The sequence below is a fragment of the Treponema sp. SP13 genome, assembly GCF_050938355.1.
Taxonomy (GTDB): Bacteria; Spirochaetota; Spirochaetia; order Treponematales; family Treponemataceae; genus Treponema_D; species Treponema_D socranskii.
Window position 1 is genome coordinate 133,071 of sequence record NZ_JADOVM010000003.1, and the last position, 23,978, is coordinate 157,048.

Sequence of the window (23,978 nt, forward strand, 5' to 3'; positions counted from 1 at the left end):
AGTGCAATTTCTTTGCACGCTTTTACGGAGGAATCATGTCACTCGATTGCGGAATCGTCGGGCTGCCGAATGTCGGCAAGTCTACGATATTTACGGCGCTGACGGCAGCTCCTGCCGCTGCGGAAAATTTTCCGTTTTGTACGATCGATCCGAACGTCGGCATTGTCGATTTACCGGACGAGCGCCTCGCTTTTCTCGCAAGCGTTTTTCAGCCGAAAAAGATTACGCCTACGTCGGTAAAGATCGTCGATATCGCAGGTCTTATTAAAGGCGCGGCTCAGGGCGAGGGTCTCGGCAATCAATTTTTGGCGAATATCCGGGAGACGGCGTGCATCGCACACGTCGTTCGCTGTTTTGACGATGCCGATATCATGCACGTCCGCGAAAATGCGAATACCGTCGTGCCGATCGACCCGAAAGGCGATATCGAAACGATCGATATGGAGCTCGCGTTTGCCGATTTGGATACGATAAAAAAGCGGCAGGAAAAAGTGACGAAGGCGAGCCGCGCGCTCGGAAAAGAGGAAGAAAAAAAATATGTGCATTGGACGAGCGCGGTTGCAAAGATCAAACCGCTGCTTGAATCGGGAAAATGCGCGCGGCTCGCCCTTCTGTCGCCGGAAGAAAAGGCGGCCGTGAGCGATATGTTTTTGCTTACGATGAAGCCGACGTTTTACGTCTGCAACGTCGCCGAAGACGCGATCGCTGCGGGTACGAACGACTACGTTGAAGCGGTAAAAAAAATCGCCGCCGAAGAAAACGCGGAGACCGTCGTCATCTGCGGAAAATTCGAATCCGATTTGGCGGAAATCAAAGACGAAAACGACCGCAAGGAATTTATGGAAGCCGCCGGCCTCAAAGAATCGGCGCTTGCAAATCTTGCGCGGACGGCGTACAAGCTCATGGGGCTGCGTACTTTTTTTACTGCGGGAAGCGACGACTGTCATGCATGGACGATCCGCGCAGGAGACACCGCTCCGAAAGCGGCGGGCGTCATACATACGGATTTTGAAAAAGGTTTTATTAAAGCAGAAGCGTATTCGATCGACGACTTGCGCACTTACGGCTCGGAAGCGAAGATCAAAGAAGCGGGAAAATACCGTATTGAGGGAAAAGATTACGTCGTGCAGGACGGCGACGTATTGTTTATTAAATTCAATACCGCAGGAAAATAATAATTGTTAATTAAAATCGAAATTAAATATTAATGATTTCTTGATTTAATAAAAAGCAACCGCAGACTTCGGTTTTTTGCAAAAGTTTTCTTTGGAGAAAATATGGCCGACAATGCACTTGAAAAAATCGCACATGAACTGTTTCACGCCTTTGATATAAGAATCGATGCCGAACGGCTGACCGATGAAACGGCGTCCCGTCTGTACAATGCGCAGGCGTGGTATTTCAGAGAATGCCTCGGCACCGACGAAATCGTTTTGTGCCGGGATACGCGCAAAAAAGGCGAACACTTTTTGCAGCTCGCGATCGACACTTTTTCCGCGATGGGATTTCGCGTGTATACGAACGTGCTGCCCGTTTCGACGTGTCAGTTTTATTTCAGCTGTATGCAGCGCCCGAGCTGTGCGGGAATCATGTATACGGCTTCGCACAATCCGAAAAATTATACCGGACAAAAAACGGTCGGGCCGAACGTGAGACCCATCGCCGAAAACGTCGGGCCGGAAGGCGGACTTGTCGCCGTCCGCGATGCGTTTTTAAAAGGAAAAACCGTTTCCGCAAAAGAGGACGGCAGCGTTACGGTCATCGACGACGGCGACGCATACGTGCGCGCCTGTTTGGATTTGGCACGGATCGAAAAAGACGAACTTTCCGGTATATCCGTCGTCGCCGATTTTTTATCGGGCAGCGCGGGAAGCGAAGTGATGCGTGCGTTTCGCTATGCGGGTATTTCGTGCGTTGCGCGAAACGTGGTTCCAGACGGCAGTTTTCCGAGCGGTGCGCCGAATCCGATTATTAAAGATAATATCAAAGGTACGCTCGACTATATACGTGCGCATCCCTCGTCGGTCGATTTTTGCTTTTTATTCGACGGCGACGGCGACCGCGTCGATACGAGAAGCGGCGACGGCACGGAGATTTCTCCTTCCGTGATTATGACTTTTTTGTCTTCCGTGCTCACGTCGATCGTGCCGCATACGGGGGAAGCGCATATCGGAATCGACTCGAAAGCGTCTCCCGTCGTTCACGCGGAACTGAAAAGCGGCGGCAACAATCCGCTGCTCGTTCCGAACGGGCATTCGCAGATAAAGGATATTTTGCTGCAAAAAAAAGCAATCGCCGCCGTCGAAGAGACCGCGCATTATTATCTGAATTTTCCGAACGGTGAAAACACGGTTCCGATGGAAAGCACGCTGCTCTTTTGTCTTCTGTTTTTGAAACGCTGGAAAAACGCTAAAACGGAATTCGATGCGCTCGTCGCCCGTCAAAACAGCGTGCTTCGAGAACGCGAATGGGGCTATACCTATGCGGATGAAAAAGACCGGGACGATGCGCTTTGTGCGACCGAAAATTTTTTTACGGAAAGAGGATACGTGCCGCTTAAAACGCTTGAAGACGGCTCTCCGCTCGGTACGACATTGTTAAAACGCGATTGGGACGGAGATAAGTGGTGCTGGATCGCACAGCGCGCGAGCCAAAGCGAAAAAGGTGTTGCCCGCTGGATGGTGACGTCTTCCGATGCCGATGAATTGCAGCTTGCCGTTGCGGCTATAAACGACGCGGCGCAAAAAAAATTGTAGTATACTGTAAAAAAACAAAGAGGTGCTCGTATGTTTACCTTTTCGGTTATGGGAGATTCCATTTCTTCGTTCGAAGGAACGTCGCCCGAAAATTATGCGGTCGCGTATCCGATGCCTGATTCCGGCGTTTATCGCAGGGACGATATGTGGTGGGCGCATTTTGAACGGCTGACGGGAAATACGATGATCTGCAACGATTCGTACAGCGGAAGCCGCGTTTCGGAAACCGGCTCGCGCCCCCTTTGGTCCGCCTTCGTTTCCGATTCGCGTATCGCGCGTTTGAAAGGAGACGCCGTGATCGTGTTCGGCGGCACGAACGATTTCGGTCAGCGCGCGGAAGGCGCTGCGCCGCTTGCGGTATTCGAAGCTGCCTATACGCTCCTTATTAAAAAAATACGAAAAGCGCTGCCGCACGCCGTCGCGTATTTTTGCGTGCCGCCCGTACGTTTGGATTGGGATCTGACGGAAAAAAACGACTGCGGCTGGACGCAGCTCGATCTGCAGCACAGCGTTCGTTCTATGGTCGCCTCTGCGCATGCTGCCGATCGGAATATCCGTGCGATCGATTTATCGGAAATCGCGGTAGAGGATATGCTCGCCGACCAACTGCATCCGAATAAAAAAGGCATGGAAGCGATTGCATCCTGTATCGCCCGGCATATATGACGGATAAAACGCGCGCGCTCGATATCGCGATCCTCTGCAAAGTCGTTGACAATTACGGCGATGTCGGATTTGCATACCGCCTCGCGCGCGCTCTTTCGGCGCTTGACGACAGCGTGCACATTCGATTCGTCATCGATGATCTTGCGTCTTTCGCTTTGCTTGCGCCCGGAATCGACTCTCATGCGTCGGTACAGCAGTACGGAAATTGGACGGTTTTCGATTGGAACGCGGCGGATGCGTGTAGCGCTTTTTTTTCAAAAGCGATGCCGAAAATCGTTTTGCAGTGTTTTCAATGCCCTTATCCCGAATGGCTTGAAGCGCTTTTATTCGATAAAAAAAATACCGCCGTCGTTCACGTCGTGAATATCGACTACCTTACGGCGGAAGATTACGCCGAAGAATTTCACTGCCTCAAGTCGCTCACGCGATCGTCGCGCGTACAAAAAGTCAATTTTATGCCGGGCTTTACTTCAAAGACGGGAGGACTCATCCTCGATCGGAAGCCCGCGTACGTGCCGGCAAAAAAAAATCCCGATGAATTTTCGGTTTTGATTTTCGGTTATGTCCGCGATTACGCTCCCGTCGTCCGCGCCCTTTGTGCATTTGAAACGGAAAAGCGAAAATCGGACGAGCGCTTTAAACTTTGTGCCTACGCCGCTGCGGGACAGGGGCAGGATGCGTTTATGAAAACATACGCGGATTCGAGTGTGCATTTTGCTGCGGAACGGCTTCCGTTTTTAGTGCAAAGCGAATGGGATGATCTGCTCTATGCTATGGACGCGCTTTTTATACGCGGGGAAGATTCGCTTTCGCGCGCGTGCCTTTCGGGTATTCCCTTTGTGTGGCAGGCATATCCGCAGGAAGACGATTATCAGCGCGTAAAAGTCGAAGCGCTTTTGCATCGCATAAAAGATTTTTTTCCGCGTGACGATTTTGCGATCGTCGAAAATGCGTGGACATTGTACAATGCTTCCGGCACGGCTTTTTGCGATACGGAAAAAGCGCTCCTTGCTTTTTTGGAAGCTTCCGGCAGGATAAAAAAATATTTTTCCGCATTTGCATCCGCGCTTATTGCAAACGGCGACTTTGCCCGCTGCCTGCTTGATTATTTGCGGCGTTTTGCGTTATAATCATATACACTTTTCAATTTTGTCAAATCTTATTAATTTATAGAAGGTAGCACTATGGTTACAACATCGGAAATCAAAGTCGGTTCTGCGTTTATGTATGAAAACAATCCGCTTATGGTACAGCGTATGCTCGGTCAAAAATCGGGCCGCGGCGGTATGGTGACAAAGCTGCGCGTAAAAAATATCGTCACGGGACAGACGCAGGATCTCGGCCTCGACGCCGGAGAAAAATTTGATGAAGTCGATCTCGACGAAAAAACGATGAAGCTTTCCTACATCGAAGGCGATACGTACGTGTTTATGGATCAGGAAACTTATGAACAGCTCGAAATGACAAAAGAAGATTTGGGCGACAACGCGGGTTACCTTTCCCCCGACGATGACATCGACATATCGATCACGTTTTATGAAGGAAAGCCGGTCGGCGTCAAACTTCCCGTCAACGTTACGCGCACGATCACGTACTGCGAGCCGGGCGTAAAAGGCAACACGAGCGGCAAAACGTTTAAGCCCGCGACGCTCGATACGGGCATTGAAGTGAACGTTCCGCTTTTTTGCAACGAAGGCGAACGCATCGTCATCGATACGCGCGACGGCTCTTTTGTCGAGCGCGCGAAAGACTGATTTGTGCGGCGCGTTCCCCGAGTTTTCTGCCGTTCACGGCCGATCCGGTTTGTAGAGACGCGCCTTCTTTTATTTCACTCGTTGTATGATAAAGACAGCGCTTCAAAAAAAATTATTCGAAATGCAGGATATGTCCTACCGGCGATTTCAACAAAAGCTTTTGCCGACGGTTTCGAGCGAAACGATCATCGGTATACGCACGCCGGTGTTGCGTTCGTTTGCAAAAGAATTCGCAAAAACCCCCGATGCAAAAAAATTTATTAAAAAGCTTCCGCATGTTTATTACGAAGAAAACAATGTGCACGCGTTTATCATCGAAACGATCGCCGATTTCGATACAGCCGTCGCTGCTCTCGACGCGTTTTTACCGTACGTCGACAACTGGGCGACTTGCGATTCGATGAGTCCGAAAGCGCTCGAAAAAAATATTCCCGCATTGTACAAAAAAATACGGGAATGGATCGCGTCGGGTAAAACCTATACGGTGCGCTTCGGTATCGGTATGCTGATGCGCTTTTTCCTCGACGAACATTTTACGCTTTCATCCGCCTCTCTCGTTTCGAAAATACGTTCCGGCGAATACTATATCAATATGATGATCGCGTGGTATTTTGCGACGGCGCTCGCCAAACAGTACGATGCGGTGCTTCCGTTTATCGAAAAGAAAAAACTCGATACATGGACACACAATAAAACGATTCAAAAAGCGATCGAAAGCTACCGCATTTCCGACGAGTGTAAAAATTATCTGCGCGGTTTAAAACGAAAATCCTAATCACATTCCGATAAATCGGCTGCATAAAGCCGATAGCGGCATAGCATACCGCCGAGTTTTTGCACATACATGGCGGTACATACTTGCCTGTTTATTTCGAATGATCACGCACGAGCTCGCTTATTTTTGCCGCCATGCGGTCAAGCGGCACCTGTTCCTGCACCGCGCCCAATTCCCACGCGACTTTCGGCATGCCGTATACGATCGACGACTCTTCGTCCTGGCCGAGCGTCCATGCACCCTGTTTGCGCATTTCGGCAAGCTGCGCCGCGCCGTCTCTACCCATGCCCGTCATGATGACACCGAGCGCACGGTTTTGATACGTCTTTGCGACCGATTCGAACAGGTAGTCGGCGGAAGGCCGATGCCCGTTGCGGGGCGGATCCTGCGAAAGCTTTATGACCAAACCTGCTCCCTGCCGGGCGACATAGACGTGGTAGTTGCCCGGTGCGATGTAGATATGCGCGGGTACGATGGGCTCTCCGTCTTTCGCTTCGGTAACGTCGAGCGGGCAGATGCGGTCGAGACTATTTGCGAACTCCGCCGTAAAGCCCGCCGGCATGTGCTGGACGACGATGATCGGCAGCGGAAATCGCACGTCGATATCTTTAAAAACATCGCGGAGCGCGTTCGGGCCGCCCGTGGAAATTCCGATCGCAACGACTTCGATGCGGCCTCCTTCGCGGAGCGGCACAACGACGGCGGGCTCTTTGTTTTTTTCGGCAGTTTGGTTCCACAGCGTCGGTGCGATTGCGGGATTTTTTGCGGGAGCGATACCCTTTTTTTCGGCGACAAAGCGCTCGGCTTCGCGCATCTTTATCTGATGTGAAAAATAATCGGAATCATGCGTCTGCTTTCCGTGTGCGCGCGCATAAGCACTGCCGTAAGAAGCGAGCAGTTCGACGAGATGTTCCGAAACCGCCGTCAAATCCGTCGAAATGGAACTGCCGGGCTTTGTGATAAAATCGCTTGCGCCGAGTTCGAGGCATTCCATCGTGACCGCCGCTCCTTCCATAGCGACGCTCGATAAAATGATAACCGGAATATCCCAGCCGCGCTTTTTGCGCTCTTTTAAAAACTCGACGCCGTTCATCACCGGCATTTCAATATCGAGGACGATCACGTCAGGTTTTACGAGCGGAATCTTGTCCACTGCAAACTGTCCGTTCATCGCCGTCGCCGCGACGTGCAAACCTTCGGTTCCCTCAACGATGCGCGTCACCAAATTGCGCATCAACGCGGAGTCGTCACAAATAAGCACTTCTATGTTATCCATTTTGTCTTCCTGCCGTATGTATTTTGCTGTTTGGCGTTATTCCATTTTTTGATACAAGCACGCCCACTCCGTTTTTAAAAATTCAAACTTCGTTTTCATGCCGAACAGCGATTCCGAATGCCCGATAAACAGATACGAATGCGGCGCCATTGCGTCCCAAAACCGCTGAACGACGGCCGCCTGCGCCGCTTCATCGAAATAGATAAGCACATTGCGGCAAAATATGATATCGAAATCGTGTTTGCCGGAATCGTGACTGAGATTGTGATAATCGAAATTGATCGTGTCCATGATGTCGCGATTGACTTGGTATCCGCCCGACGACTTCGTAAAATACTTCGCAAGGTAATCAGCCGGAACTCCGTCCACACGGCTGTCCGCATAAAAACCGAGCCGTCCCACCATGAGCGATTTGAGGGAAATGTCGGATGCGGTGATTTTAAACCTAAACGACGGCGGCAAAATCGTTTTTAAAATCATCGCGATCGTATACGGCTCTTCACCGGTAGAACAACCCGCGCTCCACACGCGGATCACGTCGGAACGGTGCTGCTTTTTATAGTCGATGAGATGCGGTATGACATAATTGATGAGCGCATCGAAATGCGGCTGCGTTCGAAAAAAATGCGTCAGATTCGTCGTTACCGAATCGAGCATCTCTTTCATCTCTTCTTTGTCTTGCAAAATCATCGTATAATATTTCGCTACCGAATCGATTTTTTTTTGGCGCAGGAGTTCTCTAATGCGGCTGTCTAAAACGGAACGGTTCGTCCCTGAAAATGTAATACCGCTTTCGTCATAGATAACCTTACGGAACATTTCAAATTCCGCATCACTCAATAAATCCGACATATTTATTATTGTACAGTATTTTTCGGTTTATAGCTAGTAATGATTAAAGTCTTTTGTCACTTCGTCGGTGCGGACGGTTGTTGCGTCAATGGCGGACGCGGTACATCCGTTTTTCTGCGGATTTTTTTGATCCGCTTTCCGCGGCAGGCTGCCCGCCGGCGGCAACGGTTAAAATTACATTGGCGATCGATTCTCTCGTTCCGACGGGAAGTTTTTCAAGTGCGTCGATGATGTGTTCGTATCTGCGGTACAGTTCGGTTTTGTCTTTCGGCAGCGAATTTTCCACCGACAGAACGTCGCGTTCGTTTTCGATTTTTATCGTATCGCGCATAAGCGATTCTATGGACACGTTGAGCGCCGACGCGATTTTATACGCCGTCCCGACCGACGGTTGGCCGTCTCCTTTATTTTTTCCGTTCGTGATCGTCGAATACGGCACACCCGCGAGTATCGCAAGCGTTTTTAAATTGATTTCCCGATAGCCGATAATCCGATACACGTTTTTCCAAAACAGGTGCATAGTACAGGTGTACCACAAAAGCTGTTATCGCATGGATTTATTTACCGTAGTGCGTTATAATAACCTTATTCGGTTTTAAAATCCGCAGGAATTGTCTATGACTACGATCGTCGGATCGGCGACGCGCGCCGTCTTTGTCCGCGCAAACATTGTTCCGCTGTTTCCCGAAGCGCTGCCGCCTGCAAGAGGCGCTCCTCTTCAACGACAGGCGATCCGTTTTCCCGTGAGCGACCTCTGCGCTTCCGAATCGGATGCGCTCTATGAACCGTATAATCAGCTGGGCGGCAGCAGAAAAAGTTTCCATCTTTCCGAATACTTTTTTTCTTCGAATGTAAAAAAATTGTTTTTCGACATAAACCTCTTTTACGACGCATCGATCGCGCACATCTGGTACACGGGTATGCGGGCAAGCCGCTTGTCCGAAGCACCGAACGATGCCGTCTCGGATGAAACGTTGCGCGCTGCAGATAAAACGTCCCTTGCCGGCACGGAGGATTTTTTTGTTCCGTACCGCGACTTCGATACCCGCGCGATGTGCCTGTACCGTCCCGATTTCGTAATCGAAACAAAGGCGGCGCATTTTTATATCGTCGAAATTGCCGAAGAACGGACGGCAAACGAACGCATCGTGCGGGCAAAACGGGAATACGTCGAAGCGGCAAACGAGAACGCAGACGGAGCGTCTCTCGAATACGTGCGTATTTCGCCGCGGTATGCCGATATGCGATTTGAAAAATTTATCGCTTCACGCGGCCGGCATACGGGCTTTTCGTAAAAAAATATTCCCTTAACAAGATCGCCTGATTTATGTTATAATATAATAAGCGAGGGAGTCGTTATGACTGCGGTGAACCGGAAATACGAAGATTCGATTTTTGTTAACCTTTTCACCGTAAACATCGATCGACAGGTATTTGCGAAAGCCGTCAAAAATACCTGCGCTTGACTTTTACGTTTTTACATCGGACCGGACGCTCTCCCTGCAGCTGCAATTCCGAAACCGGCGGATGCATTTATTGCATATTCCGACTTCCCGCCGCAGGAATTTGAGATAGAGATATGTATAGAATAAGGAAATGTGTAATGCGTAAAATCGGTACGGTACTTATCGGCGTTGCTTCGGCAGCGGCATTGTTGACTATAACCGCTTGCAAAGAGCTTTTTGCGGACATAGAAGAGGATTTTTCGTATTGGGCGTCGGAGCCCGTCATCACAAATTTCAGAGCGGCGTCTCCGGTACAGACGAGCGCGGCGGGCGTTCAGTGTGCACCTTCGGCAAGCGATGCGGTGTTTACGCTGACCGTGCGCAATCCCAAAAACTTTACGTTTATAATGCCGGGTACGCCCGGCTCTCCTTCTGATATCGTAACTTTCGGAAGCGGTATACACGATGCTTCTGGGACAAAGGCTCCCGAAGCAGGTGTCGATTATACGCTTGTGCAAAGCGGACAAAATACCTTGACGCTGACGTACGAACCGGCTTTTTTGAAACGCTATGAGCAAAGCCGCGCGGACATCGGCGCTTCAATTACACTCTACAGTACCGACGGCAGAAAGTTCAATCAAACCTATTCGTTCGATTTGGAAGCGAATACGCCGCCGCCGGATCCCGCATCCGTTCCCGCGTCCGACGATAATCACATCGCGCTTTTTAAAACGGCCGCAGCCGATTCGCAGGGCAAACGCTATTACGTTCTGTGCTTTAAAGTCGCGGGTTTTGCCGAACCGGGTGCACCCGATTTGCACAGCGATCTTAAGAGCGTGTACGTGAGCAAAAACGGCGGCGCTGAAACGGCATATCCCGTTACGCTTACTACAGGACATACCGACTTCGATATATCGGACACTTCCAACACCGCTTTTATAGCGAAAACGGCTGTCGCTGAGTTATTGCCTGCAGAAGCGGCGCCTCTTTCGGGCAGCCCGCATCCGGACACCGTTCCTTCAGGCCCGTGGGTGCTCTACCTTAAAACGAACGTTCCCGTCGGCGAGGTTCCGGAAAAATACGGCATACGGCTCTTCGACGGAAAACTCTATTCCGCGCGTGCGGAACAGACCATCGGCAAGCGCACGCTTCCCGTTCCGAAGGTATTTGCCCATGCGGACATAGACAATGTAGCCGCTTTCGGTGTGTATACTGAAGCGACTAAAATTGTTACGCCGGGAAGCACCGCTACCATAGACAGTAACGACTTAAACGGCGGGGGCGCCCCGATCGGCGGCGTATCACCCGACGGTTCGGACAAAACTCACGCGATCCCCGTGTACAGCGCATACGGGGAAGATGTAAAACTCACGATAAAAAAACCTGACGGAAACGACTATTTTGCAGGGGTTACCGTAACGGGAAGCGCGGAAAAACACTCGGGCGATTCCGTTTCCGGCACTGCATCCTTTGCTGAAGGACGAAGTGCCGCCGTTACGCTTCCTTCTCCGGCGGACGGCGGAGGGGAAGCCGTGTATAAAGTCAGCTTTAAGGCATCGGGCGAGGGCTTTGACGACAGCAATGAACGCACGCTGTATTACAAAGTGCGAAGGGAAATAAAGGCCGTCAACAATTTGCCGATGTGGTATATGCTCGGCGCCGCCATAGAGAAAATCCCCTTAGGCGGGGCAGGCACCGTCAAAATAAGCGGAACCGTAAAAGCGGAAAATATCAGCTATCCTCCGCTTCCCGGCACTCCACCTGTATCTGTAGTAAACGATAGCACTATAGATGTCAGCGGAGAAAAAGCTGCGGGTATTTATCCGGGCAAAACGGTTACCGTCATAGGGGATTCCAAAACTTCTTCGATACTCGATGCTTCAAATTTATGCAGCGTATTTAGTATAGAATTTAACGGAAAACTCATTCTTAAAAATGTAACGCTGCAAAACGGCGAAGATTCTTCCGGCGGTTACGGCGGCGGTATTTATATAGGAGATAACGATTCTTCATGCGAAATGACGGATACGGATATTAAAAATTGTACCGTACCCGGCGGACAGGGCGGCGCGGTATATGTCAAAATAGACGGCAGCCTTACCGTCGGATCCGGCTGCGCAATCTCCGGTAACACTGCGCCGGGTGGCAAAGGTGCGGCCGTTTATCTTGCAAGCGGTGGCACATTCAACATATCAGGTAACGCAAAGATCGACGAAGGGAACGACGTCTATTTGGCAAAGAGCACCGATGTTCCGTACGACTCGTCTAAAAACGCAAAGATAACCGTAACGGCGCCTCTTACAGGCACCCACACCGTCGCAAAGATAACGCCTGAAGATTATACGGCGAATCGTGTAATCGTAAACGCCGCTTCCGCCAGTGTAGATATCAGCGCGTATGCGAAAAGGTTTAAAATAAGCGATCAGCAAAATCCATCGCCTCCGCCTTCGACGGTTTTGTGGAAGCTCAAATATAACGGCAGCGCCCTCGTCTTGAAACCGACGACGGCGATAACCGTGGACGGAAGCGCTTCCAACGCATGGAAAACGTTGAAAGAGACGATCGAAGCGCCGACGGTGGAAGACGGCGACGAATTTGTGATAAAGGGGACAATAAAAGCGACCAAGGATCCCGGAAACAGCGGTGAAATTACCGTAAGAAAAAAGATCACCGTAAAAGGCGAAAATACAACCGCCGCACTCGACGCAAACAGCAACCATACGGGTACTCCGTCTTCCGATGCTCCTCTTGCGCCTCATCGAATCTTTAGCGTAGAGAGCGGCGGGGAACTGACGCTCGACGGTATCCGGCTGCAAAACGGCAACGCAGGCTCGGGCGACGGAGGGGCAATCCTTATTAAAACGGGAGCGACTGCGGATATACGCAATACGCATATCTATGGATGCAAAGCGAAAAATGGCGGCGCAATCCATAACGGCGGCACGCTCGGCTTATCCGTGTGTCATATAGGCTCCAATACAAGCGCGAACGAAGCGACGGATGACGGCGGTGCGATATGCAGTGTGCCGACCGATCCTGCAAGCTGTACGATCGAAGGCACGGATATCACGTATAACAAAGCGGGGCGAAGCGGCGGCGGTATCTGTATTGTTAAGGGAAAATGTACCGTCGAGCCGAAAGATACAACATCGACACTGATCGATCACAATGTGTGTTCCGGCAGCTCGGCCATGGGAAGCGGCATATATGTCGGACTTGCGGGAAGCTGTACGATAAAGAGTCTTACGAAGATTTCGAATAACGGCAGTGCCGTGTGCAGCGGCGGCGGTATTTATAATGCAGGTACATTGGAGATAGAAGGAAACTCGAGCGAAAAAGTCGAGATTTTAAACAACGACGGAAAGTCGGGCGGCGGTATTTACCATAACACAGGCGGTACGCTTACGACGGAGCATACGGAAATCAAAAACAATTCCGCGGCGGAAAACGGCGGCGGTATCTATGCGTCAGGAAGCTGTACGCTCGATGAGGGAACCGTCATAGGTGGTGCGGGTTTCGATAATACGGTTCCCGTCGCCGGATCCGGCGGCGGCGTATATGTAGCCGGAACTTTTGTTATGAAAAGTGATGCCCGTATTGTGCCTCCGACTACCGCCGATGCCGGCAAAAACGACGTCTATCTGATGCAGGATAAGTATATTACGCTTAAAGACGCTCTTACCGGTACGGCTCCGGTTGCACGCATTACGCCGGGTCGGTATATCGCCGGAAGAGCGGTCATGAAAGGCGACGGCTATACGCTCACTGTTTCCGATACGAACCGATTTACCGTAACGCCGGACGGCGGCGATGAGTGGGGAATAAAGACCGACGGAACGCTCGTACTGAATGCGGTAACCGTTGACGGCACGGGTAATGCGTGGAAAAAGCTTAGACAAGCTGTGAATAATGTTGCCGACGGCGGCACTATCATCATAGACGGAGAGATAAAAGCGACGAATGCTCCCGGCAACTACGGCGAAATCACTATCAGCAAAAACCTCACGATAAAAAAAGCCGACGGCGCAACTACCGCCGTTATAAACGCAAATAGACTCGATCTTTGGAACGCAAATAAAAGCCGTATCTTCCTCGTGAACTCCGGTACGCTTAATCTTGAAAACCTTACGCTCAAAGACAGCGAACCGGCTTCAGGGGTTCCGGGCGGCGGTATATTTGTTAATACCGGTGCAGGCGCGTCTCTTACCGATTGCCGTATTGGAGGCTGTATGTCCATGCTCGGCGACGGCGGCGCCGTGTATACGAAGGGCACGCTCAGTTTAACGCGCGGTTCGATCGGCGGACCGGATCAGGGAGGCAATGGGGCAAGGTACGGCGGCGGTATCTATGTCGCAGGCGGCAGCTGTACGCTTACCGGCACGGGGATATCCCAGAATTACGCCGACGGCGATACTTTGTCATCGAGCGAGGGAAAGGGCGGCGGTATATACGTTGCACAGGGCGGTACATGCAGTCTCAACGATGTAGATACTATGAAGTATAATGGGGTAAGCAACGGTTCGCTGAATAAGGGTGCAGGCGCAGGTATCTATGTCGAAAGCGGCGGCACATGCAATATAGCAGGCGGTATGAAGATCGACGAAGCGAACGACGTCTATTTGGCAAAGAGCACCGATGTTCCGTACGACTCGTCTAAAAACGCAAAGATAACCGTAACGGCGCCTCTTACAGGCACCCACACCGTCGCAAAGATAACGCCTGAAGATTATACGGCAGGCGTCACAGCCGTAAACGCCGCTTCCGCCAGTGTAGATATCAGCGCGTATGCGGACAGGTTTAAAATAAGCGATCAGCAAAATCCATCGCCTCCGCCTTCGACGGTTTTGTGGAAGCTCAAATATAACGGCAGCGCCCTCGTTTTGAACCAGGCGACGACGTTCATACCAAGTACCGCTACGTGGAAGACGCTGAAAGAGGCGATCGAAGCGCCGACGGTGGAAAACGGCGACGAATTCGTTATAAAGAGTACTATAACGGCAACAGGCGCGCCGGGTGACCACGGCGCGATCAGCGTAACAAAAAAGATCACCGTAAAAGGAGGCGGCTTTCCCACACTCAACGCAAGCAGCCTAAGCCGTGTCTTTACCGTAGAAAACGGCGGAGAACTCACGCTTGAAAACCTGATGCTTAAGAACGGGAGGGCGACAGGAACAGGCGAGCAAGGTTCCGGCGGCGCAATATTTGTAAGAGGCGGAACCGTCAACATAACAAACTGTACCCTTACCAGCAACACGGCGGCAGGTACCACTGACAGCAGCGGCGGTGCAATCTATGCAAGCGGCGCAACCGTCACCATAACAAACTGTACCCTTACGAGCAACAAGGCGAAATCGAACGGCGGCGCAGTGCATGCAGTAAAGAACGGCTCTACCGGCGCACATATAACAATCAGCGGCGGCACTATCGGCGGCACGGGCACGGACGCAAACACGGTAACCGATCCGTATGGCTTCGGCGGCGGCATCTATGTAAATGATGGCTGTACCTTGACGCTTAACGAGTACACGGACGTATTCGGCGGCAAGCATGGCATACGGATTATCGGCAACGAGGCAGGAAGGGCAGGCGGCGTGCGTGCAAACAACTCAACCGTTACCATGGAAAACTGCACCATTAGCGGCAACACGGCGACAGACAGCACCATCTTTGGCGGCGGCGGCGGCGTGTATACTCACGGGGGAATGCTCACCATGACGCGCTGTACTCTTAGGGGTAACACGGCAAACAACAATGGCGGTGGCATGATTATCGAGGGCGGAACTGCCGGCATGACAAACTGCACCCTTACGAAGAATCAGGCGAAAAACGGCGGCGCAATCTACGCGGTAAAAGACAGCGCCGGATCCGACGTAACCATCGAAGGAGGTACCATCGGCGGCACGGGAGCTGACGCAAACAAAGCGACCGGAACCGGAGCAAACGAAGGCAACGGCGGCGGTATCTATATCGGAGGGGACTGCACAGTAACGCTTCAAAATAACGACCAAAATGAAGGCTGCACCGTTAAGGGCAACACCGCAAAGCGCGGCGGCGGCGTGTATGTAGATATGAACAGTACATTTAAGATGTATGGCGGTACAATCAAGAATAATACAAGCGATGCGGGAAAAGGCGTTTATGTAGCAGCCTCTTCCGGTGGGATGGGCAACCAAGACGGTTACTTTATCATGGGCGGTAAAGCCTGTGTCGGGGACTGGGGAAGCGACGGTACCCTAAAAGACGGCAATGATGTGTATTTAAAAGAAAACGATGACAGCGGCGCGCCTGCCAGCATAAAAATCGATAAAGGCAATCCCATAACGGAACCGAAGGTTGCCTGTATTACTCCCGAGAGCTATGTACCTGGCGAGATTGTAGTACGAATGTCGGACAGCTCATCGGTAGGGGCTTATACGAATAAGTTCACCGTAACACCGCAAGGCGGTCAAACTTGGTCGGTAGACAGCGACGGGACACTAAAGACGCCGTAAACCATAAGGGATTGGCAGCGGATAATTGTTTGAAAACGGCTCAAAGTCCGTTTACGGATTTTGAGCGACGAGTTTGGTTGCAGTTTTGCCGCCGTCCGTGGCGCAGGGTAAGTGCGGGAGTATGCTGCAGCATAATGCAGGGGTGTGATATGAGTACGGATTGAAATACGGCACATAATTATTCGTAAACTTTATGGAGGCAATATGAAAAAACGATTCGGAATGATTATCGCTGCGGCAGCCGCGGCGATCGCTCTCTTTGCAAGCAGTTGTGCAAGCACGCCTTCTCCCCGCCGGAGCGACGGCAAAGCGCATGAGCTTGTCATCCTTCACGTAAACGATACGCACGGCGCCGTATTGGCGACCAAAGACGGCATCGGCGGATTCGTGTCCATGGCGACGTTTATCAAGCAAGTGCGCGCACAAAACAAAAACGTGCTCGTGCTTCACGCTGGAGACGTAAACACGGGGTCTGCGCTGTCGAATATGTTCAACGCGGAACCGGACATCATGAGTTTTAATAAAATGGGATTCGATGCGATAGTGCTCGGAAACCACGAATTCGACGGAACGCTCGCAAAGCTCGAACGGCAGATAAAAATTGCCGAATTCCCGTGGCTGTCCGCGAACATCAAGCGCGGCGGACACTACCTCGTCAAACCGTATATCATTAAAGATTACGACGGCTTCCGCGTCGCGGTCATCGGATTGACGACGCTGCGCACGCTCGTCATCGCAAGCCCCGACAAGAGTCTCACCTTTATCGATGAAATCGAAGCGGCAAAGCAGATGGTAAAACGCGTACGTGAAAAAGAAAAAGCCGATATCGTCATCATCGACGGGCACTTAGGCGATGTCCAGGAAACGGAAACGCAGAATACGTCGGTAAAGCTCGCCGAACGGGTTTCGGGCATCGATCTGATCGTCGACGGTCACTCGCATTCGTATTTTGAAAAGCCGAAAATCGTCAACGGCGTACCGATCGTCACCGCAAACGAATACGGGAAATACGTCGGCGACGGCGTTATGAAAATCGTCAACGGCAAAGTGACGGATTTTACGTGGAAAGCCGTTCCTATCACGCTCAAAGCCTTCCCGCCCGATCCCGACGTCGAAGCGCTTTTGAAACCCTATGTCGATAAAGCGAACGCGGCGTTGAAAGAAGTCGTCATGAAAACGACGGCCGCTTTCGAATTCGGAAAACGCCTCACGCGCTACCAAGAAATGGCGCTCGGCGATCTCGTGACGGATGCGATGGTCGACTATCTCAAAACGACCGGCGTAACCGTCGACGGTGCGATCACGAACGGCGGCGGCATCCGCGCTCCGCTTCCTGCGGGCAACGTTACGCGGGAAAACATTCTCACGGTTTTGCCCTTTGAAAACTATGTGTACGTGCTCACGCTGAAAGGCGAAGACGTCGTTAAGCTCTTCGATTTTATCGGAAGCATCAAACAGGGAGCCGGTGCCTTTACGCAGGTTTCAAAAGAGATCCGCTACACGATCACCTATGACGCGGACGGCAACGGAAAGATCGGCGGTGTCACAATCGGCGGAAAACCGATCGACAAAAACCGCACATATCGCATTGCGACGAACGATTATATGGCAAAGGGCGGCGACGGCTATACGGTGTTGAAAGCTTCGATCGACACCTACAACACGTCGATGCTCATCAGCACGGTCGTCATGGAATACGCGCAGCGGCTCGAGGGCGCGGTCACGCCTTCGACCGACGGACGCATTACGCTTGTAGGCGGAAAACTGCCCGAGTGACGAACGGGGAAAACGGTTGCGCGTTTTTTTATCAAAACATTCTCGATTTCTTGCAAAACCGCGTCCGGTGCTGTAAAATTAAAAACTCGTTACGGCATCGGCGTCGTTTTTCGGCATCGAAGCCGTATACTTTTATTACATACATCAGGAGGTTATGATGAAACGCATAACAAAATCGATTTCGGAAATTTTTATCGGCGCGATTTTTTTCGCATTATGTACGACCGCTTTAGGGGCGGCGGAAAAACCGAAGCAGGCAGCTGCGGCGAAAAATGAAGCGGACGAAGTATTGCTCGCGGAACAGGGGATGCAGGCGTTCAACTGGATGCAGCAATCGGGCGAATACCGCGCGCTCGCATATCAAGCGTTCAATGCGGCAAAAGCGGCGTTCGATGCGGCCGCTCCGGCAAACGGCATGAAAAAAGCGGTCGTCGTCGATCTCGACGAAACGATGATCGATAATTCCGCCGAAGGCGCGAGCCGCCTGCTCGAACACAAGGGAGTCGATCCCGCGTCTTGGACGACGTGGTGCAAAGCCGAACAGGCGCGCGCGATTCCCGGAGCCGTCGAATTTGCAAATTACGTTAATTCGCACGGCGGCAAAATGTTTTACGTTTCGAACCGTACGGCCGGTGCGGAATATCAGCCGACGGTTAATAATTTAAAAGCGCTCGGCTTTACCGGCGTCGATGAAACATCGATGCTCTTAAAAGACAAAGAGTCGAAAAAAACGGGACGCTTTGAACAGGTGGAAAAAGCCGGCTACGAAATCGTCGTGTTTATCGGCGACAATCTGGACGATTTCGCCTTTACGGGAGAAACATATCATCAGCTCAACGATGTACGCCGTGCGGCCGTCGACAAATACAAAGCCGACTTCGGCATAAAATACATCGTTTTGCCGAATCCCCTCTACGGAAATTGGGAAGGAGGGCTGAACGTCGATTATTATAAAACCGATGCGGCCGGTAAGCTGAAGATCCGCAGAGATAATTTAAAAGTTTGGAAAAAATAATTCTACGGCCGGAAAAAGGGCAGTCTTAAAAGTCGATTACTTTTTCGGCAGCCTGTCGATACGGGGTGCTGCGGTAAAACGTGCGCAATGTGTGTGCGGCGATACGCCGCCCCGTTTCGAAAAAGACAAAACCGTCTCTGCCGAAACGCACTGCATATCGATATTTATATAATAAACAGGGTACGCTGCTATTACAACTGTGCACAAACGCTTGCATTTTTTTTGCTTCTTTGCTATAATTTAGAGTAATTAGATACTTTAGAGTATTTTAATTAAAAATATTTTAGTACAGAATATGACAGAATTAACTGTTCGCCGTTTTGGACAAATACTCTTCGGCCGCAATGTCCCGACGTAAAGATTTCGAAAGGGCGCGCCGATAATGGAGCGAATCGATGTTTTTATCGGCCGGTACCTACTTTGAACAGTCGTTTGAAAATCGTTTATCGGTTATACTTACTATAATTAAGGGAGTTTTATGAAACAACTTGCATGTATCATTTGCTTTTGCTGCACATTAGGCGGTATCTACGCATTCGGTTCCAGAGATATAACCGAAACCGAACTCAGGCCGTTGGAAAGCTGGCAGGAAACGGTAGATATTTCGGCGAAAAAAAAAGGAAAATACAATATCCTCATAACGGCTCGCGATATCGCCGGCAATGTCGGTTATGCGGGCCCTTTTAATATGTACATAGATCCCGCTTCGGATTTACCCGTTACGTCGATCGCTTTTCCCGGTTCGGGCGCGGCCGTAAGCGGCAATGTGGATATCGTCGGAACCTGTTATGACGACGATGAGGTTTCGAGCGTTTCGCTCCGCATCGACGGCGGCGAACAAATATATACGGCTAAGGGTACGGAGTTTTGGTCGTACGCGCTCGATACGGCGTCTTTAGCCGAAGGCGTGCACACCGTCGAAGTGTGGGGTGTCGATGTAAACGGTATTCAGGGAAAAAGCGTAAAGACTTCGTTTAATTTGAACAGACGACAGCCGGTCACGGACGTTACGAATACCGGAGCCGGTACTTTGGTGTCCGGTACCGTGCAGCTGGAAGGAACGGTTGAAGACGGAAACGGTATAGATCGCCTATTTTATTCGCTCGACAACGGGAACAAATTTGAAGAAGTACGCCTTTCACACAATAAAAAACTGAATCGTTCGTTTTTTAAACTCGACGTAAAAACGGGACTGCTCTCCGACGGCCCGAACGTATGCTGGTTTAAAGCGGTCGATAAACAGGGCTCGACGGGAATCTACACTTTTTTGTTCTTTGTCGACAATGTTGCACCGACCCTTTCGTTTATCTATCCGGACGATGAAACCGAAACCGTTTCAAGCGTTTTTTCCGTTGCGGGTAAAGTCTCCGACGGTACGGGACTCGAATCGCTTTCGTGGATATGCGGAAAAGAAAGCGGAGACATCCCCGTAACGCCGGGCAACGATTATTGGGTTAAAGAATTCGATTTTACCCGTACAAGTGCAAAATCGGTTATCATCGAATTCGTTGCAAAAGACGTTGCGGGAAACGTCGTGAGAGAGAGAAAGAAGATTGAAATCGATAAAGCGAAAGACAAGCCCGATTTGGAAATCGCAAGTCCGAAAGGGAACGAAAAAATAGACGGCACGCTTTTTATCTCCGGTTTGGGATACGCAAACGCGTCGGAAATTCGTTATAGAATCGACAAGGGTGAAGAAAAAACCGTCGCTGTATCCGAATCGTCGGGCACCTTTGCCGCGACCGAAGACGAACTTTCCGCGGGAAACCATACGCTTGTTGCGTACGCCGTACGCGCCGACGGAACGGCGGGAAACGCGCATACCGTTCAATTCTCTTCAATAGGAAAAGCGCCCGTCATCTCGTTTGAATCGGGCGGCACTGTCATTCCTTTGTACGGCGCGCAAAATAAAGTTTCGACTGCCGTCCGCATTAAAGCCGAAGCGGGCTTGCGCGAAGTGCTTGTCGGTTTTAACGGCGAAGAAGAAAAAGCGTTCGCCCTTAAAGAAGGTCAAACCGAATTCACCGTGCGGCCGCCCGTAAACGAAAAAATGAGCGCAGGCATATACGAGATATCCGTGAGCGCAACGGATACGGCAGACCGTGTCGTACGGCAAAAACTGCTCATCGGCATTGCAGGTAGCGCTGCTTCAAGCGATTCCGCTGCGTTTGCGTGGGCGGGAAGACGGCTTGGAAACGCTACGGTTCTTGAAGCGGATGAGTTTTTAACCGGTTTGTATTATTCGGCCGAAGGCGCGCAGATCGAAAGCGCCGAATTGTCCGGCTCCGCGGAACTCGCTTGCGAAGTTGAAGGAAACGTTGTAAAAATCGCTGCGGCAAAAGACGGTACATATAACGGCGTCCGCGTGACGATACGTACAAGCGACGGCGAAGAAATGACGAGCGAAAGCATCGATATACTGGTCGATACGGCTTTCCCCGTCATAACGCTCGAACAATCCGCATCATCGTCGTACGTAAAGGATTCGATCGCATTTTCAGGAAGCGTGAGCGGCACGTCGTTCCCGCTTGAATACAGCCTGACGTCTGCGTCTTCGGACGAAGTTTTAACGGGAACGCTCGAAAGCCGCTTTCAAAAAACACTTGATGTAAAAGGCTTTCCCGACGGCGCGCTCCTCCTCACCGTCGTCGCTTCGGACAGCGTCGGCAAAAAAACTTCGGAACACAGGATTTTCATAAAAGACACCGAAGCGCCGGACGTGCGCATGGTGATGCCCGCAAACGGCGATAAAGTAAACGGTTCGGTAACGGCGGCTTTTAAAATCAGCGAAAAATTCGGCGGCGTAAAAGCCGAATACAAAGCCGAAGATAAGAATTCCGCATGGAAGGAATTTCCGTATGCGTCGCTTTCGAATGTCGTTATCGGCACCGCATCGGAACCGATAAGCAAAAATATGAAGTTCCGCTTTACCGACGCCGCAGGAAACGCAAAGCTTATCGATACGTACGATTTCGATATCGATACCGCTGCAGACGCTCCGATTGTCGAAATACATCTGCCGTTTGAAAATCAGATTATCGTCGAAGACTTCGAGATTTCGGGTATCGTGTACGATGACGACGCTCCGGCAAAAATTCATTACAAGATCGACAATGCGCCGTATACGACGCTCGACGTCACGCACACGTTTTCTATTCCGGTCGCTCTCTCGTCTTTGACCGACAACGAACATACGATCAGCATATACGGTGAAGACATTTACGGCGTAAAAAGCGCGCCGGTCGAACGCAAAATCAGAGTGTCTCTCGAAAAACCTGTCGCGCACATGATTTCGCCCGATATCAACGAAACGGTAAAGGGTCTCATAACGATAGGCGGTACGGCTTCCGACGGAAACGGTATCGGAGAAGTATACATATCGGTGAATAACGGAAACAGTTTTCTGCGTACCGAAGGAGCGGAAAAATGGAGCTATTCGCTCAACACGCAGGTTATCGGTGACGGCACCCACGTCGTGCTCATCAAAACGATCGACAAGTACGGATTGGAATCGGTGTCGTCGACTTTGATCAATACCGATAACACTCCGCCTTCATTGGAAATCGAATATCCTTTGGCGGGCTCGACGCTCGAAAAAGATTTGTTTGTATCCGGTCAGGCGTGGGACAATATTTCGCTTGAAGGCGTAACGTTGAAAATAAAGAGCCTTTCGAATACGACGGTTCCGGCATCTCTCGCACAGATAAAATTGAAAACGGAATTGCTTATCGCCGAAAGCATCGATATCGCCTCTTTACCGGAAGGCCGTTACAATTTGGAAATATCGGGCGTCGACAAAGCGGGCAATACGAACGAAGCGGCTGTAAACTTCGACGTCTCTCGAAAGGCGGATAAAAATAAAATCGAGTTACTGTACCCCTTAAACGGCGAAACCCTGTGCGGCGAATTCAACGTGTACGGCCGTGTAGATCCCTCTTCGAACATACAACAAGTATCGCTGTTTATAGACGGAACACAGATAACGACATCCGATGTATCCAAAACGTCTTACGTATCGTTTCAATTGAATTCCGATGTCATAAGCGAAGGTACGCATACGATTGAAATAAAGGGAATTCTTCCCGCAAACCAAACGGTGATTTCAAGCGGGGTTTCCATGCAGTACAACGAAGACGGCCCGTGGATCACGATCGACAACCTTGCGATGGGAGACTTTGCGATCGACCGTCCGTATCTAAAAGGCAGGGCGGGCTACGCCGTTTCGCAAGCGGAAAAAGACGCCGCCTTTGCCAAAGACGCATCGGCGGATGCGAAACACCTTTTTGCATCGAAGCGCTTAAAGCAAGTTGAAGTGAGTTTCAACAACGGACGAACCTTCGCTCCCGCAAAACTCAAAAACGGTTGGCAGTACCGGATCGAAACGGAAGACTTGGTCGAAGGTAATCATTTTTTGCTTGTGCGTGCCGTCATGGAAAACAAAGAAGTCGCGATATGCAGGACGATTATACAAATAGACAAAACGGCTCCCGACATAACGCTGATTTCGCCCGGCAAAGGCGGACGCTATAACGGAAGCATATCGTTTACCGGTTTAACGCGGGATAATATTGCACTGCAAGAGGCAAGCGCCGCGCTGCGCAAAGGCGACAAAGCGACGTACGGAGTGCCCAAATTCATACAGGGCTTGCATTTCGAACTCGGCTTTTGGGGCGCGACGCTGTGGAACGCCGGTATCGGTTTAAGCTTTTTCGACGACAACGTAAAACTGCAGTTCCATTACGGGCAGTTTACGCAAAGTCAATTCGACTGGTTTTATAAAACGCAAGACCGCTCGCTGCGGCAGATCCGTTACGGCGGACACGTGGGCTCTATAAAACTTTTGGCAAACGTATTCGAACTGCCCTTCGGCTATTATTTCGGGCCCGATTGGCAGTGGCTCTATTTGAACGTAGCGGTCGGCGCGCAGTTTTCGCTGTTCAGCGAAACGCAAAGCGGAAAGCCCCAAGTGCTTTCGGCCGGTTTGGTTCAAGTGGAATTTCCGCGCGTAAAGCTGCACAAACGGCAACGCTTCAGCTCATTCTCGTTCTTTACCGAGGGGCAGCTGTGGTTTATTCCGACCGATGTCGACGGACCGTCGATAAAATCCGTTATGCCGCATATAGCAGGCGGTGTTCGTGTTAATGTATTTTAAGCGGTAAGAGATATATAAAA

Annotated in this window: 14 protein-coding genes; 11 read left to right on the forward strand and 3 right to left on the reverse strand. The window is 50.9% G+C overall.

Going from position 1 to position 23,978, the window contains the following annotated elements:
- Positions 1 to 35: 35 nt before the first annotated feature.
- From ychF to IZU26_RS06890, 6 genes are all read left to right on the forward strand, one after another.
- Complete coding sequence (ychF, locus tag IZU26_RS06865) at positions 36 to 1,175, forward strand: redox-regulated ATPase YchF (protein ID WP_433277797.1); 1,140 nt, start codon at positions 36 to 38, stop codon at positions 1,173 to 1,175.
- A 102-nt stretch (positions 1,176 to 1,277) separates the two neighbouring features.
- Complete coding sequence (locus IZU26_RS06870) at positions 1,278 to 2,756, forward strand: hypothetical protein (protein ID WP_433277799.1); 1,479 nt, start codon at positions 1,278 to 1,280, stop codon at positions 2,754 to 2,756.
- Positions 2,757 to 2,786: 30 nt separating this feature from the next.
- Complete coding sequence (locus tag IZU26_RS06875; protein WP_433277802.1) at positions 2,787 to 3,422, forward strand: SGNH/GDSL hydrolase family protein; 636 nt, start codon at positions 2,787 to 2,789, stop codon at positions 3,420 to 3,422.
- Positions 3,419 to 4,552: an elongation factor P maturation arginine rhamnosyltransferase EarP gene (earP, locus tag IZU26_RS06880; protein ID WP_433277804.1), complete on the forward strand. Its 1,134-nt coding sequence runs from the start codon at positions 3,419 to 3,421 to the stop codon at positions 4,550 to 4,552. The genes IZU26_RS06875 and earP overlap by 4 nt, the downstream gene beginning before the upstream one ends.
- A 54-nt stretch (positions 4,553 to 4,606) precedes the next feature.
- Complete coding sequence (gene efp, locus IZU26_RS06885; protein WP_021330369.1) at positions 4,607 to 5,176, forward strand: elongation factor P; 570 nt, start codon at positions 4,607 to 4,609, stop codon at positions 5,174 to 5,176.
- A gap of 85 nt (positions 5,177 to 5,261) precedes the next feature.
- Positions 5,262 to 5,951, forward strand: a complete 690-nt coding sequence (locus IZU26_RS06890; RefSeq protein ID WP_433277806.1) for a DNA alkylation repair protein — start codon at positions 5,262 to 5,264, stop codon at positions 5,949 to 5,951.
- A 91-nt stretch (positions 5,952 to 6,042) separates the two neighbouring features.
- On the opposite strand, the gene IZU26_RS06895 is transcribed toward IZU26_RS06890, so the two are convergent.
- The 3 genes from IZU26_RS06895 to IZU26_RS06905 form a co-directional block, all read right to left on the reverse strand.
- Entirely contained in the window at positions 6,043 to 7,227 is a 1,185-nt protein-coding gene (locus IZU26_RS06895) for a protein-glutamate methylesterase/protein-glutamine glutaminase (protein WP_433277808.1), read from the reverse strand.
- Between the two features lie 36 nt (positions 7,228 to 7,263).
- Positions 7,264 to 8,079, reverse strand: coding sequence for a CheR family methyltransferase (locus IZU26_RS06900; protein WP_433277810.1), 816 nt, complete (start codon positions 8,077 to 8,079; stop codon positions 7,264 to 7,266).
- Between the two features lie 85 nt (positions 8,080 to 8,164).
- Positions 8,165 to 8,599 (reverse strand): helix-turn-helix transcriptional regulator, encoded by a 435-nt coding sequence (locus tag IZU26_RS06905; RefSeq protein WP_433277812.1) that lies wholly within the window; start codon positions 8,597 to 8,599, stop codon positions 8,165 to 8,167.
- Positions 8,600 to 8,696: 97 nt separating this feature from the next.
- On the opposite strand from IZU26_RS06905, the gene IZU26_RS06910 reads away from it, so the two are divergent.
- The 5 genes from IZU26_RS06910 to IZU26_RS06930 all read left to right on the forward strand — a co-directional run bounded on the left by IZU26_RS06910 (position 8,697) and on the right by IZU26_RS06930 (position 23,958).
- Positions 8,697 to 9,374 (forward strand): hypothetical protein, encoded by a 678-nt coding sequence (locus tag IZU26_RS06910; RefSeq protein ID WP_021330376.1) that lies wholly within the window; start codon positions 8,697 to 8,699, stop codon positions 9,372 to 9,374.
- A gap of 308 nt (positions 9,375 to 9,682) precedes the next feature.
- Positions 9,683 to 16,015, forward strand: a complete 6,333-nt coding sequence (locus tag IZU26_RS06915) for a right-handed parallel beta-helix repeat-containing protein (protein WP_433277814.1) — start codon at positions 9,683 to 9,685, stop codon at positions 16,013 to 16,015.
- A gap of 204 nt (positions 16,016 to 16,219) precedes the next feature.
- Positions 16,220 to 17,791: a bifunctional metallophosphatase/5'-nucleotidase gene (locus IZU26_RS06920; RefSeq protein ID WP_433277816.1), complete on the forward strand. Its 1,572-nt coding sequence runs from the start codon at positions 16,220 to 16,222 to the stop codon at positions 17,789 to 17,791.
- Positions 17,792 to 17,948: 157 nt separating this feature from the next.
- Positions 17,949 to 18,806: a 5'-nucleotidase, lipoprotein e(P4) family gene (locus IZU26_RS06925; RefSeq protein WP_433277818.1), complete on the forward strand. Its 858-nt coding sequence runs from the start codon at positions 17,949 to 17,951 to the stop codon at positions 18,804 to 18,806.
- A gap of 478 nt (positions 18,807 to 19,284) precedes the next feature.
- On the forward strand, positions 19,285 to 23,958 hold the full coding sequence (locus tag IZU26_RS06930) for an Ig-like domain-containing protein (RefSeq protein WP_433277821.1): 4,674 nt from the start codon (positions 19,285 to 19,287) through the stop codon (positions 23,956 to 23,958).
- Positions 23,959 to 23,978 lie beyond the last annotated feature (20 nt).

Coding starts and splice junctions, on each gene's coding strand:
- IZU26_RS06870 (WP_433277799.1), top strand. CDS start 1,278: ATGGCCGACAATGCACTTGAAAAAATCGCACATGAACTGTTTCACGCC.
- IZU26_RS06910 (WP_021330376.1), top strand. CDS start 8,697: ATGACTACGATCGTCGGATCGGCGACGCGCGCCGTCTTTGTCCGCGCA.
- IZU26_RS06890 (WP_433277806.1), top strand. CDS start 5,262: ATGATAAAGACAGCGCTTCAAAAAAAATTATTCGAAATGCAGGATATG.
- IZU26_RS06895 (WP_433277808.1), bottom strand. CDS start 7,227: ATGGATAACATAGAAGTGCTTATTTGTGACGACTCCGCGTTGATGCGC.
- IZU26_RS06900 (WP_433277810.1), bottom strand. CDS start 8,079: ATGTCGGATTTATTGAGTGATGCGGAATTTGAAATGTTCCGTAAGGTT.
- IZU26_RS06920 (WP_433277816.1), top strand. CDS start 16,220: ATGAAAAAACGATTCGGAATGATTATCGCTGCGGCAGCCGCGGCGATC.
- ychF (WP_433277797.1), top strand. CDS start 36: ATGTCACTCGATTGCGGAATCGTCGGGCTGCCGAATGTCGGCAAGTCT.
- IZU26_RS06875 (WP_433277802.1), top strand. CDS start 2,787: ATGTTTACCTTTTCGGTTATGGGAGATTCCATTTCTTCGTTCGAAGGA.
- efp (WP_021330369.1), top strand. CDS start 4,607: ATGGTTACAACATCGGAAATCAAAGTCGGTTCTGCGTTTATGTATGAA.
- IZU26_RS06905 (WP_433277812.1), bottom strand. CDS start 8,599: ATGCACCTGTTTTGGAAAAACGTGTATCGGATTATCGGCTATCGGGAA.
- IZU26_RS06925 (WP_433277818.1), top strand. CDS start 17,949: ATGAAACGCATAACAAAATCGATTTCGGAAATTTTTATCGGCGCGATT.
- IZU26_RS06915 (WP_433277814.1), top strand. CDS start 9,683: ATGCGTAAAATCGGTACGGTACTTATCGGCGTTGCTTCGGCAGCGGCA.
- IZU26_RS06930 (WP_433277821.1), top strand. CDS start 19,285: ATGAAACAACTTGCATGTATCATTTGCTTTTGCTGCACATTAGGCGGT.
- earP (WP_433277804.1), top strand. CDS start 3,419: ATGACGGATAAAACGCGCGCGCTCGATATCGCGATCCTCTGCAAAGTC.